Raw genomic sequence first — 13,068 nt, 5'->3', positions numbered from 1 at the left:
CCGCCGATAATGGGGGCGGCAGTGCGCTGCGTCATTCGGGAGGCTGTGGAAGGGGCGGACGGCGCTCTGTCGATGACGTTCCCGGCGCGACTTTTTTGCGCTATCGCTCTACATGACGCAGTCCAGCCGCATCCCCCCGTTGCACACAGCCTGAATCAATGCGCGTGCGGTGCGTGGTCGAGCGCGCAACGATGCTCGGTCGTGCCGAGGTCGACTTGCAGCGTCGCGTGCTGCATCGAAAAACGCTCGCGCAACGCGCCGACGATCCGGTCGAGCGACTCGTCGCCGGGATGGCCCGCCGGTATCACCAGATGCGCGCTGAGCGCGTTGCCGGTAGTCGACAGCGCCCACACGTGCAGGTCGTGCACGTCGACCACGCCGGGTTGCGCGGCCAGATATTCGCGGATGCGTTGCAGATCGATGCCGGGCGGCACGGCGTCGAGCGCGAGGCGCAGCGAATCGCGCAACAGGCGCCAGGTGCCCGCCACCACGACCGCGACCACGACAAGGCTCATCAGCGGATCGAGCCAGAGCCAGCGGGTGTAGAGAATCACGAGGCCGCTCACCGCGACCGCCGCCGAGATGCCGGCATCGGCGGCCATGTGCAGGAAGGCGCCGCGAATGTTGAGGTCGTCCTTCTGGCCGCGCATGAAGAGCCACGCGGACACACCGTTCACCACCACGCCCACGGTCGCGACGACGAACACCGCGAGCCCGGCCACCGGCGCCGGGTTCATCAGGCGCCCGATCGCCTCGGCGACGATCACGCCGCACGCGAACAGCAGCAGCCCCGCGTTGACGAGCGAGGCGAGGATCGACGAACTGCCGTAGCCGAACGTATAGCGTGCCGAGGGACGACGTGTGGCGAGCCATGCCGCGCCCCATGCGAGCAGCAGGCCGAGGACGTCGGAGAGGTTGTGGCCCGCGTCGGCGAGCAGCGCGGTGGAATGCGCGAGCACGCCGTAGATCGCCTGAATCACGACGATCGCGATGTTCAGCGCGACGGCGATGGCGAAGGCGCGGCCATGGCCCGCGGCGGGGATGTGGTGGTGATGGTCGTGGCCGGCGTGGGTGTGGTTGCCGTGAGTGTTGCTGGTCTGGCCGGGGTCGCTGTGATCGTGGTCCGTGTGATTGTGATCACTGTGGTTGTGATCGCCATGCGCGTGACCGCTATGCGCGCTGCCGGGGTCGCCGCCCTGGACGTTCCCGGCGCGGGCACCACCCTCACCGTTTTCATCACGAAGGCCGTCCGCCCCGTCCCGCCGACGCGCACCGGCGACATGCGCAGATCCACACGTGCTCCGCTCCTGCGCGAGTCCTTCATCCCCCAGACCCACCGAATCGTTGTTCTTCATGACATATCCAGAGAATAGTCGCCGGGCAGGCGAAGCAACCCAACCAGCGGGCACGCCGGTCGCGGCCGTACGCTCCGCGCCACCGGCCGGCGCAGACACAAACCCGGCACGAAAGCCGCGCCGCAACCCGCCGAAAAATCCGCCACGCACACCTCGAGTCGATGCATCGCAGCAAAACCCATGCACAGGTATCCAGATGCTATAGAGGGTAAGCAAACCGGTCAAACCGGAGCGCGGTCCGGCGAGTGTGGGAAAATGCGGCCTCTGCCTCACCCGAATGCCATCCCCCGTCATGCAACCTGTATTTGACCGCGCTTTCGCGGCGCATCGTGACGGCCGCCTCGACGACGCCGAACGCGGCTACCGCGCGACGCTCGACGGCAATCCCACGCACGTCGACGCGCTGCACCTGCTGGGCGTCCTGCGCCATCAGCAAGGCCAGCACGCCGAAGCCGCCGCACTCGTGCGGCGCGCGGTGAACCTGCGCCCGGAAGACGCCGCGCTGCAGCTGAATCTCGGCAACGCGCTGAAGGCGCTCGGCCAGATCGACGACGCGATCGAACAGTTCCGCAACGCGCTGACGCTCGCGCCGTCCTTCCCGATGGCGCACTACAACCTCGGCAACGCGTACGCGTCGCAGGGTCGTCACGAAGACGCCGCCGACGCGTTCGAACGGTCGCTGCGCCTGCAACCGGACGACGCGTCGTCGCACAACAATCTCGGCAACGCGCTGCACGCGCTCGGGCGCCACCCGGAAGCCATCGCGTCGTTCCGGCGCGCGCTCGAACTGCGCCCCGGCCATGCCGGCGCGCTCAACAACATGGGCATGGCGCTGAACGCGCTGGGCCGCGCGAACGAGGCGATCCCCTGCTTCCAGGCGGCACTCGCCGCCGAGCCGCGCTTCGTCGCCGCGCACTTCAACCTTGCCAATACATTCGACGCCACCGGTCGCCATGCCGAAGCGGTCGCGTCGTTCGAGGCCGCGCTGAGCTTCCAGCCGAACCTGCCGCCCGCCATCTACGGGATGGGCAACGCGCTCGCGGCACTCGGACGCCACGCGCAGGCGCTGCCGTATCTGGAACGCTCCGTCGGCCTCGATCCGCAATTCGCGCTCGCGTGGCTGAGTCTGGGCACCGCGCATCAGGCGCTCGGCGCGCCCGCGCGAGCCGTGCGCGCGTTCGATCAGGCGCTGCGCCTGCGCCCCGACCTCGCCTCGGCGCACATGAACCGCGCGCTCGCGTGGCTCACCCTGCGCGACTTCGCACGCGGGCTGCCGGAATACGAATGGCGGCTGCAGACCGTCGCGCAGCCGGTCATCCAGACGCTGCCGCGCTGGCACGGCGAGCCGATCAAACAACGCACGCTGCTGATCCACGCCGAGCAGGGTTTCGGCGATACGCTGCAGTTCGTGCGCTTCGTCCCGCTCGCCGCGCAGCGTGCTGCGCGCGTGGTGCTCGAAGTGCAGCCGCCATTGCTGCCCTTGCTCGCGCCCGCCGCGCAGGCCTGGCGCGTGACGCTGATCGCCCAGGGCGCGCCGCGCCCTGCCGCCGATCTGCAATGCCCGCTGCTGAGTCTGCCGCTCGCGCTCGGCACGAGCTTCGACACCATCCCGGCCCGCACGCCTTATCTCGACGTGCCTCCCGCATACGGCCGCAAGTGGCGCGGCTCGCTCGGCGGCCAGGCCAAACGCAAGATCGGCCTCGCGTGGTCGGGACGCATCCAGCAGAACGAAACGCGTTCGATGCCGCTCGCCGCGCTCGAACCGCTGTTCGCGCTCGACGGCATCGACTGGATCGTGCTGCAGCCCGATCTGAGCGCCGACGAACGCGCGACGCTCGACGCGCATCCGCGCGCGGCATCGATCCATCGGTTCGACGCGCGGATCGGCGACTTCGCGGACACCGCGGCGATCATCGGGCGGCTCGACGCGGTGGTGTCGATCGACACGTCCATCGCTCACCTCGTCGGCGCATTGCGGAAGCCGCTCTGGCTGATGCTGCCGTTCGCGGCGGATTGGCGCTGGTTCGAGGGCGAGGCGCGCAGCCCGTGGTATCCGGGCGCGACCCTCGTACGTCAGCCACGGCCCGGCGCATGGGACGAAGTCGTCGATGTGGTGGCGAGCGAGTTGCGCAAAGGCTAGCGCGCGCAGTGTTGGACGCGAGCCGCGAGCCGCGTGGGGGCACCGGGCACGCAGGGACGCATGCAAAGCGCGGCACCGCACCGCAAGCCACCGGCAGCAGGCAACCCGCAGAACAGCACTGCATTGCAGGCACCCCGTCACGTTCAGCAATAAAAAACCCCGCGTTCTCACGAACGCGGGGTTTTTCTTTAACCCGTGCAACCGCAGCGCGGCCGCGAAACCTCAAGCCGCCCGATACTGATTGCGCGACTCCGGCGTCCGATACAGAAACAGCGTCGCGATCAAGCCGCAGATCGCCGCCACGCCGAGGACCAGACCCGGCGCCGCCTTGTTGTTCGTGACGTGAATCAGCAGTGTCGCGATCGCCGGCGTGAAGCCGCCGACCGTCGTCGCCAGGCTGTACGCGAGCGAGAAGCCCGCGGTGCGCACTTCGACCGGCATCACCTCGGTCAGCGCCACCACCATCGCGCCGTTATAGCTGCCGTACAGGAACGACAGCCACAACTGGACCGCCAGCAGGCGCGCGAACGACGGCTCGGCGACCAGCCATTGCAGCGCCGGATATGCGGTGACGATCGTCAGGATCGTGAACGCGAGCAGCACCGGACGGCGGCCGATGCGATCCGACAGCGCGCCCGCGACCGGCAGCCAGACCAGGTTCGACAGCCCCACGCAGACGGTGACGACGAGCGTGTCGATGGCCGACAGCTTCAGCACTTCCTTGCCGAAGGTCGGCGTGTACGCGGTGATCATGTAGAACGACACCGTGGTCATGATGACCATGCCCATGCCGCCCAGCACGATGCCCCAGTTGGTGGCCATCGACTTCATGATCTCGCTCATGCTCGGACGATGCTTGCGCGCCTTGAACTCCTCGGTTTCCTTCAGCGAACGGCGGATGATGAACAGGAACGGCACGATCAGGCAGCCGATCAGGAACGGCACGCGCCAGCCCCAGGCCGTCATCTGGTCGGCGGGCAGCAGCTTGTTCAGCGTCACGCCGATCAGCGCGGCGAACACCACGGCGACCTGCTGGCTGCCCGACTGCCACGAGCAATAGAAGCCCTTGTTGCCCTTGGTCGCGATCTCCGACAGATACACGGACACGCCGCCCAGTTCGACCCCGGCGGAGAAGCCCTGCAATAGCCGGCCAAGCAGCACGAGCACCGGCGCGACGAGGCCGATGGTCGCGTAGCCCGGTATCGATGCGACCGTGAGCGTGCCGAGCGCCATCAGGCCGAGCGTGAGGATCAGGCCTTTGCGGCGGCCGTGATGATCGATATAGGCGCCCAGCACGATCGCGCCGATCGGCCGCATCAGGAAGCCCGCGCCGAACACCGACAGCGCCAGCATCAGCGACGCGAATTCGTTGCCGCTGGGGAAGTAGGTCTTGGCGATCGCCGAGGCGTAGTAGCCGTAGACCATGAAGTCGTACATCTCAAGAAAGTTGCCGCTGACGACGCGGAACACTGTCTTGACCTTGGATTCTTCCTGAACGGGAAGGGTGGGAGAGGCTGTGGACATGAAATTCTCTAATAGGCCCGTCGCCGTGACGCGATGACGGCGGGCAGTTGAAACGATCCGCCGCGCAAAGGCAAACGGAGGCCGCAGGCAAACGGTAAGGAAAGGCCGCGCCGGAGGGCGCAGCATTATCCAGGTGTATGTATTGACGCGGAATCAGGGCAAACCTTGAGACTCATGCGCAAGCCGCGCCAGGTAATGTTACCGTTGATGGCGCTGTTGTGAAACGCATACAGTTTGCTTACGAACGATGCGGGCATTCATCGCGGTAAACTGTTCGGCCCCTGCACTTGCGTTGATCATCAGCTGATGCGAACCCTCCCCGCTCTTTCGTTGCGCCCCGCCACCATCGACGACGCCGCGCTGATCGCGTCGATTCACAGCGCCAGTTGGCAAGCCACTTATCGCGGCCTGCTGCCCGACGCGTTCCTCGATGGCGAAGTCACCCGCGAGCGCGCCGCTTATTGGGAAGCACGGCTCGGTGCGCCGGGCGGCGAACGCCGCATCGTGCTGATCGCCGAGCAGGCGGGCGAGCCGATCGGTTTCGTCTGCGTCGAACGGCAACCGGAATCCACCTGGGGCGTGCTGCTCGACAATCTGCATGCGCTGCCGGGCTATCAGGGCATCGGTGTCGGCAAGCTGCTGATGCGCGCCGCTGAAGACTGGGCGCGCGCGCAAGGCGAGGCGCAGTTGTATCTGTACGTGCTCGAAGGCAACACGCCGGCGATCGGATTCTATGAGCGGCAGGGCTGGCAGTTCGTCGGCGCCGAACCGGATCATATGGGCGGTGTGGATATCACCGCGCTGCGCTACGTGTACCGCTTGAAGCGATAAGACGGCGAGCACGGGGACTGGCCGTCGCGGTTGGATCGGCCGAGGCCCGGGACGCAGTGTCCCCATTTTTCGGAGCGGTCTGATTTCCGGTATGACTACGGCCCGTCATCATCGCGTGTAGTCGAGGGCTTGACCGGTTGGCGCGTATGCAGCCGGTCATGTGTTCCTCGTGAATAGGCTTGCTGATGATCGCGTCGACGTGCGGTATGCATGCAAGGCGTTTCTATCTGCATCGCCGCACGCCTGAGTCCCTACCTATCCCCGCAGCCGCCAAGGGCGGCCCCATTACGAGGCGCCGGAACAGACCGATGTCCACTATTCCGTTCACCCTGATCGAAGGCGCGATCGCGATGCCGCGCCTGCGTCCGCTCGATCGTCTGCCGACGCCCTTCGGCCGTGACTGGACGCTTCTTCCGCCGGGTCAAAGCTGGCGCTCCGAAATCAAGGCGCTCTATGCAGCGGTGCTGCGTACCTTCTGCATGAGCGACCAGGCCATCCTGTCGTTTTGCAGATGGGTGCCGCTGAATGCACGGCGCGCTGCTGGCGCAGTTGCTTCGACTGCAACAGTAACAGCGACGCGTGCGACGACGGTGTTTCACCCTACGCGCGAAGAAACTCCGCATGGCGGCGCTGAGGCCGGCGCGCTGCCGATGGTCGAGGGACCTGTGTTCGTGTCCATGTCGCGTGGTGTTCCGCCACATTGGAAAGCGTTCGCGGGTGGCGCATGCGCACTCAGCGGCGCCGCGCTACTCGCATGGATTGCGTTCGATCATCTGGCGCATCGCCAGATGATCGCCGTTGAGAAACCCGTGGTCACGGCAACCGCCAACCGCGTTGCGCCCCCGGCGCAGCGTCGCGTGCCTGCTGCGGTTACTGCGCGGGAACCTGCTGGCGGTGGCGCAGTTAAAGCGTGGGCTCGAAGCGCGACATCGGCGCATGCGGAGCGTGCATCTTCAGCCGCCCGCTCCACTTATGCGCCTGCGTCCAGCGCAACGCAAGCAGTGGCGGCGCCGCGTGTCGCAAGTAGCGATGCCGTCTCACGCCGCCACACGCTTCACGAAGCGGCCGACAGGCGGCGGGAGAAAACACGCGCTCATCTCACGCGCAGTACAGCGGCAAATCCGCTATCACTCGTTGCACCCATGGCCGACGAGATGCAGCACCTCACCGTCCCGCCGATCGCGCAACGAACCTCGCCCGCGCCTTCCATTGCGGGCAGTTACTCGCCGTCCGCACCAGCACGACTCGGCATCGACGAATACGCCGACGTGAAGATGTCCGCCGCCACGCACCTGCGCGATATCGCGCCGCCGTTCCATCCTGCTGCGTCGAACCACTCGCCGGCCGGCAGCGGGACGGAATGGATGAATCACATGTCGCAGCGTCGCGTGACCGAGGTTCCGGATCAATTCGCGAAGTGAAGCGCCGAGGTGCCGCCACCCACCGCCAGCAGAAACCGGCGAAAAAAAAGCCCGGCTGCTCATTCGTAGCCGGGCTTTATTCCGATCACAACGCCGCTATTTCACCGTGACTTCCGGCTCGACAATCCGCTTTGCGGCGGCAGTCCACTTTGCGTCGGCAAACCGAATTCCGTCTGCCGCTGCAATTGCATCACTTCGTTCTGTACAGCAAGCAGCTGCGCCTGCGCGCGTTCCTTTTCCGCGTGCAACGTGACCGCCTCGCCTTGCGTTTGCCGCTGGTAGTCATTGACCTTGGCCTGCTGCGTACGCGCGATAGCCAGATCGGCCTGCAAGCGTTTCGCGCGATCCTGCGACGTCGCGACGATGTCTTCGATGTACGCCTTTTGCGCCTGTAACTGCACACGGCGAATTTCGACATCTGCGAGTTGCACTGTCTGCTGCGCAAAACCCGCGTAGATCGCTTCTGCGCGATCCACGTTCTCGGACTTGATCACGCGCCAGAAATGTTTGTCCTGAAATAACGCGATGTAGTACGTCATCTCTTGCGGGTAGAAGAACAGACTCGCGCCGTAACTGCCGTTATATGTGGTGCGCAGTTCGCTCAGCTTCGCGTCGTGAATCATCTGCATCAATTCGGCGACGTGGCCTTGCGCGTCGCTGGCCGAGTTCGCTGCGTCCGATGCGGACGGTGTGTCCACCCGCGCATCGGCGAGAGCGGCCCCGTCAGGCTGCGGCGTCAACGCGCTGATTGCCGGCCGCATACCCGCAATCAGCGCGGCCTCTTCGCTTTGCGCCGCGAGCGCCAAACCGGCATGCGACAGCAGTGCGCATGAGACCGCGAGCAGCATGGCACGCCGTACTATTAAGAGATGCTTCATACCTGCTTGCTCCATCCAGATCCCAAGACAGCCGCAGATTATCGCGCGGATTTGCCGTGAAGCGAAGCACTCAAATGCCGCCTGACACGGCTTCAAATTGAGATAAATCGACGGCGAAGGAATCCGGACAAGCGAAGCGCGCAATCAGGAAATAAACGCTTCAGGATAGGACCAAAACGTAGCAAACCATCTCGCGCAGAAGTTTCCGAACTTGCCATTGGATTTGTACGAATCCAAATGCGAGCGGGTTTCAATATTGCGATAGATGGCGGGAGCCGTCTCTCAAAATTGATCCATGATCGGAGTCCTTATTGTCCTGGCAAAGAGAGGCTGACGAACTCGAACACGGGGTGATCGCATCAGTCACGCGAGGTCACGCAACACCAGCCGCCAGGAAAATGCAGGAGGAAACCGCAAGAAGAAAACGGAGGGAAATAGCGCGGACCGAATGCCGCGCGAAGCGCACCGCCGCATCAAGCGGCGGTGCGTCAAACAGATTGACTTCGGGAAACAGCATCCAACCGACACCCGCTCCCCTTCCAGGCCACGCACAAAACCGCGAGCCCGGCAAACGCAAAAATCGTCAAAACCGCGTTTCCCGCGCTACCCGCAAAAACGTATCGAGCAGCGGCGTGCAATCGAGCAACTCCGGGCCGCCCGCGCGATGAAACTCCGGATGCCACTGCACCCCCATCACGAACGGCGCACGCCGGTAGCGCACGGCTTCGATGATGCCGTCCGTCGCCGACACCGCCTCGATATTGAGATCGCGCCCGAGCGTCTTCACCGCCTGATGGTGAATCGAGTTGACGATCGCGTCGCGCCGGCCGGGGAACATGTTGACCAGCGTCGAGCCGTCCGGAAAGTGAATCCCGTGCCGATGCTGATCGTAGTTCTCGTTGACGTGCGCGCCCGCGGTCGGAACATCGGTCGCGATGTCCTGATACAAGGTGCCGCCGAACGCCACGTTGATCAGTTGACAGCCGCGGCACACGCCCAGCACCGGTTTGCCCGACTCGACGAACTCGTGCAGCAATTCCAGCTCGTACATGTCACGCACGCGGTCGCCGGGCCACTCGTGGCTGGTTGCCTCTTCCGCGTACGTCTGCGGAGAAACGTCGGCGCCGCCTTGCAGCAGCAGGCCGTCGAGATGCTTCGCATAGTCACGCAAGCGGATGTTGCTCGGATGCAGCATGCCCTGATGACCGACCGTCGGAATCATGAACACCAGCACGTCGCGCGACATCACCCAGTGCGCGATCGATTCTTCGAGGTACTGCAGCGTCTTGCCGCGCAGCCCTTTCGCGCCCGGTTCCGGATGGAAGATGCGCGCCGACACGCCGATGCGCAGCGTGCGCTGCGTGATCCGCTGCCCCGCGCGATCGAACAGCTGACGCGCGCGCGCCGCGATGATGCGGCCGAACACGGTCCACGCCGAATCGTTCTGCTTCAGATAACGCGGCGGCGACGGCGGCAGCGCATTGGGCGGCGGCGGATTGGTCGCGCTGAAATCGGGCGCCGCGCCGAAGCCGGGCGGCGGCGCGCCGGCCGGGCGCGAGGTGGAAGTGTCGGCCTGTTCGGCGGCGTTGTCGTCGGTTGTCGAGGCCGGCGTGGTCAAGTCGCCGGCCAGCGGCGCGCTGCTCGCGAAGGTCGGCGCGCTCCTGGTGTTTGTCGTGCCTGCCGCGCTCTTCGTGCCTTTCATGATGCCGGGCTGCGCCGCAGGCGCGCCCGCATGGCGCGCCTCGCGCTCATGCACTTCGGCTTCCTGCCTGGCCGTCGATGCCGCGGCCGAACTACGCGCCTCGGCCGCATCACGCTGGCGGGCTGTTTGGGGATCGGTGGGCGTCACGGTCGACGCGCTCTCGGGGTCGTCTGTGGACGAGCGCGCGGCCGCCTCTTCGGCAGCCGGCGTCACGTCCTTCATCGGCGACTGGATCGCATCTTCATGCGAGGGAGGTAGCGAAGCCGCCGGTTCGGGCGGCGTGGTGCCGGGTTTCGACGCGCCGGGCGTCGCTTCCGGCGGCACCGGCGTTGGCGACGCCGAAGGCGACGATGGGCTGCCGGGCTTGCCGGCGTTGTCGGGTTTATTTTCGCTCATGACAGTCAGACAGGCGCCTTCCACGCGAACGAATGAATATGCCCTGATTATCCGCCAGCCCAGCACGCCCCGCAAACGCACACACAATTGCTCACATTGTTGCGGGTACTCCGGCGGAACTCGCGGGCGGCAAACCCGTGGGGCGCGCGGCACGCATCCCGATCACTCATGATCCGGCTGATCTTCGAAAGTCTCGCGCAAGGCGATCTGCATCGACGCGTGAATCTTCACGCACCAGCGCCACACGAGCGCGAGCAGCACCGCCGCGCAGACCAGCACCACGGCGAGCAGGCCGGTCGGCGGCAGGATGCTGCCCGACAGCGCCGCGACCAGCAGAAACACGCCGACCATCGACACCACCGGCACCAGATCGGAGATCGCGTAACGGAGCGCACTCGTGAAGCGCCCCGCCGTCGCCGGCTGCACGCCGACTTCGGCGAGCAGCAGCGCGAGCGACTTGGTCTTGCGATAAACCGCCACGAGGAACGGCAGCGACACGACCAGCGCGACGCTCCACTGCACCGCGCGCTGCATCGGCTCGGAACTCAGCCAGTGCGCGAGCAGCTTGCCGGTATAAGGCGCGCTGTACGACACGGTGAGAAAAATCGCGGCGACCAGCGCGAGGTTGACCGCGATCTGCACGATGATCCTGCGCGTCATGCTAAAGAGCGTCGGCTCGCCGCTCCCTGTGCTCAGGCTGCGCAGCCACTGCCCGTACAGGCTGAACACGTTGGCGAGCGTGGCCGGCATCGCCTGGCCGAGGCGCCGGGTCAGCGGATCGGCGCCGCGGATCAGATACGGCGTGAAGAGCGTGGTCAGCGCCGACACCGCGACCGCGATCGGATAGAGAAACGCGCTCGTCACTTTCAGCGTCAAGCCGAGCGACGCGATGATGAACGAGAACTCGCCGATCTGCGACACGGTCATGCCCACGCGCATCGACGTGCGCGCGTCCTGCCCGGAGAGGAAGGTGCCGAGCCCGCACGACACGATCTTGCCGACGATCACCGCCACCGTGATCACCGCGATCGGCCACGCGTAGTCGAGCAGCACGGCGGGGTTCAGCATCAGGCCGATTGTCACGAAGAAGATCGCGGAAAAGGCGTCGCGCAACGGCGCGATCAGATGCTCGATCCGATGCAGATGGCGCGACTCGGCCATGATCGCGCCGATCAGGAACGCGCCGAGCGCAATGCTGTAGTCGAGCTTGACCACCAGCAGACAGAAGCCGAAGCAAAAGCCGAGCACCGACACCAGCAGCATCTCGTCGCTGCGCGTGCGCGCCACGTAGTTCAGCGCGCGCGGCACCACCAGCACGCCGACCAGCAGCGACACCGTCATGAACAGCAGCAGCTTGCCGAGCGTGACCATCGCGAGACCGGCGCTCAACTGCCCGGTCTGCGCGATGCCGGTCAGGAGCACCAGCATCGCGATGCCGAGAATGTCCTCGACGATCAGAATGCCGAACACCAGTTGCGCGAAGCCCTCGCGCTTCAAGCCCAGCTCGGACAGTGCCTTGACGATGATGGTGGTCGACGAGATCGCGAGGATCGCGCCGAGGAACAGCGAATCCATCGGACTCCAGCCGAATGCGCTGCCGATCTCGTAGCCGATCCACAGCATCAGCACGATCTCGGAAAGCGCCGCGACGATCGCCGTCGCGCCGACCTGGAAGAGCTTGCGCAAACTGAATTCGAGTCCCAGCGAAAACATCAGGAACACCACGCCGAGTTCGCCGAGCGTCTGGATGGTCTGCTCGTCGTGGATCAGCTGGAACGGCGGCGTGTACGGCCCGATGATCACGCCCGCGGCGATATAACCGAGCACCACCGGCTGCTTCAGGCGATGGAACAGCACGGTGACGACGCCGGCGAGCGCCATCACGACCGCCAGGTCCTGAATGAAGCCAATGCCTTGGTGCATGAATGCATCCCTTACAAAAAGTAATCTTAAAGAGGCAGTGTACCAGCCGCATCCGCCCCGCCGGATCGCGCAAAGGGCCGAAGGGCCTGGGATTCCCCGATAGACAGCGCCCGTTGCACGCATGGGCGCCGGAATATTTTTGACACGCTGGACTCCTGTGAAATATCACAATAATATCTGTCGAATATTTTCTCTGGAGCCGAGTGATGCAGCCGTTGTCTTTCCATGTTGTAGAGTGCGCCGGTCAGAGCCGTGCGGAGCGGGTCGAAGTGAGCCGTCTGACCATCGCCGGGTGGGCCGGGCGCGATCAGGCGGCCATCGAGCACCACATAGCCGAGCTGGCCGAGCTCGGCGTGAAGCGGCCGTCCACCACGCCGTGTTTCTATCGGCTCGGCGCGGAACTGCTGACGCAGGCCGAGCAGATCGACGTGGTCGGCGTGAAGTCCAGCGGCGAAGCCGAGTGCGTGCTGCTGCAAACGCCGGCGGGGTTGCTCGTGACGATCGGCTCCGACCATACCGACCGCGAGGTCGAGGCTTACGGCGTGACCGTCTCCAAACAGGTCTGCCCGAAACCGCTCGCGCGCGACGCATGGCGTTTCGACGACGTCGCCGGCCACTGGGACCAATTGGAAATGCGCGCATATGCCGTCGCGAACGGCGAGCGGCGCGTCTATCAGCAAGGCAGCGTCGCGTCGCTGCTGCCGGCCGCCGAGCTGCTCGCGCGCGCGCCGCTCGACGCCGGCGCGGCGATGTTCTGCGGCACGCTGGCGGTGCAAGGCGGGATCGTCGGGATGGCCGATGGCGATGCGCTCGAACTCGAACTGCACGATCCCGTCCTGAACCGCACGCTGCGCCACGCCTATCGCGTGCGCGCGCTAGCTATCGTCGAATGAGGCAC

General features: G+C 65.5%; 10 protein-coding genes. 4 read left to right on the top strand and 6 right to left on the bottom strand.

What is annotated here, in order from left to right; translation table 11 throughout:
- Positions 1-155: 155 nt before the first annotated feature.
- Positions 156-1,355 carry a cation diffusion facilitator family transporter gene (locus tag PQQ53_RS08330; protein ID WP_408323641.1) on the bottom strand — a complete coding sequence of 400 codons (1,200 nt, stop codon included), beginning with the start codon at positions 1,353-1,355 and terminating at the stop codon, positions 156-158.
- A 292-nt stretch (positions 1,356-1,647) separates the two neighbouring features.
- Between PQQ53_RS08330 and PQQ53_RS08325 the strand changes: the two genes are divergently transcribed.
- Positions 1,648-3,495 carry a tetratricopeptide repeat protein gene (locus PQQ53_RS08325; protein ID WP_408323640.1) on the top strand — a complete coding sequence of 616 codons (1,848 nt, stop codon included), beginning with the start codon at positions 1,648-1,650 and terminating at the stop codon, positions 3,493-3,495.
- 222 nt (positions 3,496-3,717) lie between these two features.
- On the opposite strand, the gene PQQ53_RS08320 is transcribed toward PQQ53_RS08325, so the two are convergent.
- Positions 3,718-5,019 carry an MFS transporter gene (locus PQQ53_RS08320; protein WP_408140855.1) on the bottom strand — a complete coding sequence of 434 codons (1,302 nt, stop codon included), beginning with the start codon at positions 5,017-5,019 and terminating at the stop codon, positions 3,718-3,720.
- A 306-nt stretch (positions 5,020-5,325) separates the two neighbouring features.
- Between PQQ53_RS08320 and PQQ53_RS08315 the strand changes: the two genes are divergently transcribed.
- Positions 5,326-5,850 carry a GNAT family N-acetyltransferase gene (locus PQQ53_RS08315; protein WP_408323639.1) on the top strand — a complete coding sequence of 175 codons (525 nt, stop codon included), beginning with the start codon at positions 5,326-5,328 and terminating at the stop codon, positions 5,848-5,850.
- Positions 5,851-6,158: 308 nt separating this feature from the next.
- Positions 6,159-7,271, top strand: a complete 1,113-nt coding sequence (locus tag PQQ53_RS08310) for a hypothetical protein (RefSeq protein WP_408323638.1) — start codon at positions 6,159-6,161, stop codon at positions 7,269-7,271.
- A gap of 101 nt (positions 7,272-7,372) precedes the next feature.
- Here PQQ53_RS08310 and PQQ53_RS08305 read toward each other — a convergent pair whose 3' ends face one another.
- The 4 genes from PQQ53_RS08305 to PQQ53_RS08290 all read right to left on the bottom strand — a co-directional run bounded on the left by PQQ53_RS08305 (position 7,373) and on the right by PQQ53_RS08290 (position 12,170).
- Positions 7,373-8,149 (bottom strand): DUF2968 domain-containing protein, encoded by a 777-nt coding sequence (locus PQQ53_RS08305; RefSeq protein WP_408323637.1) that lies wholly within the window; start codon positions 8,147-8,149, stop codon positions 7,373-7,375.
- Between the two features lie 373 nt (positions 8,150-8,522).
- Positions 8,523-8,666 carry a hypothetical protein gene (locus tag PQQ53_RS08300; RefSeq protein WP_408140851.1) on the bottom strand — a complete coding sequence of 48 codons (144 nt, stop codon included), beginning with the start codon at positions 8,664-8,666 and terminating at the stop codon, positions 8,523-8,525.
- A 66-nt stretch (positions 8,667-8,732) separates the two neighbouring features.
- Positions 8,733-10,247, bottom strand: a complete 1,515-nt coding sequence (locus PQQ53_RS08295; protein WP_408323636.1) for a gamma-glutamyl-gamma-aminobutyrate hydrolase family protein — start codon at positions 10,245-10,247, stop codon at positions 8,733-8,735.
- Positions 10,248-10,409: 162 nt separating this feature from the next.
- Positions 10,410-12,170 (bottom strand): cation:proton antiporter, encoded by a 1,761-nt coding sequence (locus PQQ53_RS08290; protein WP_408323635.1) that lies wholly within the window; start codon positions 12,168-12,170, stop codon positions 10,410-10,412.
- A gap of 206 nt (positions 12,171-12,376) precedes the next feature.
- On the opposite strand from PQQ53_RS08290, the gene PQQ53_RS08285 reads away from it, so the two are divergent.
- Positions 12,377-13,063, top strand: a complete 687-nt coding sequence (locus PQQ53_RS08285; RefSeq protein WP_408140847.1) for a DUF2848 domain-containing protein — start codon at positions 12,377-12,379, stop codon at positions 13,061-13,063.
- Positions 13,064-13,068 lie beyond the last annotated feature (5 nt).

The sequence above is a fragment of the Paraburkholderia strydomiana genome (assembly GCF_046030495.1).
Classification (GTDB): domain Bacteria; phylum Pseudomonadota; class Gammaproteobacteria; order Burkholderiales; family Burkholderiaceae; genus Paraburkholderia; species Paraburkholderia strydomiana_A.
The sequence above is the reverse complement of the archived record's forward strand: the minus strand, read 5'-3'. Positions and strand labels throughout refer to the sequence as shown.

Bases quoted from the DNA above. Each gene is read 5' to 3' on its own strand.
- PQQ53_RS08330 (WP_408323641.1), bottom strand. From the start codon at position 1,355: ATGAAGAACAACGATTCGGTGGGTCTGGGGGATGAAGGACTCGCGCAG.
- PQQ53_RS08325 (WP_408323640.1), top strand. From the start codon at position 1,648: ATGCAACCTGTATTTGACCGCGCTTTCGCGGCGCATCGTGACGGCCGC.
- PQQ53_RS08320 (WP_408140855.1), bottom strand. From the start codon at position 5,019: ATGTCCACAGCCTCTCCCACCCTTCCCGTTCAGGAAGAATCCAAGGTC.
- PQQ53_RS08315 (WP_408323639.1), top strand. From the start codon at position 5,326: ATGCGAACCCTCCCCGCTCTTTCGTTGCGCCCCGCCACCATCGACGAC.
- PQQ53_RS08310 (WP_408323638.1), top strand. From the start codon at position 6,159: ATGTCCACTATTCCGTTCACCCTGATCGAAGGCGCGATCGCGATGCCG.
- PQQ53_RS08305 (WP_408323637.1), bottom strand. From the start codon at position 8,149: ATGAAGCATCTCTTAATAGTACGGCGTGCCATGCTGCTCGCGGTCTCA.
- PQQ53_RS08300 (WP_408140851.1), bottom strand. From the start codon at position 8,666: ATGCTGTTTCCCGAAGTCAATCTGTTTGACGCACCGCCGCTTGATGCG.
- PQQ53_RS08295 (WP_408323636.1), bottom strand. From the start codon at position 10,247: ATGAGCGAAAATAAACCCGACAACGCCGGCAAGCCCGGCAGCCCATCG.
- PQQ53_RS08290 (WP_408323635.1), bottom strand. From the start codon at position 12,170: ATGCACCAAGGCATTGGCTTCATTCAGGACCTGGCGGTCGTGATGGCG.
- PQQ53_RS08285 (WP_408140847.1), top strand. From the start codon at position 12,377: ATGCAGCCGTTGTCTTTCCATGTTGTAGAGTGCGCCGGTCAGAGCCGT.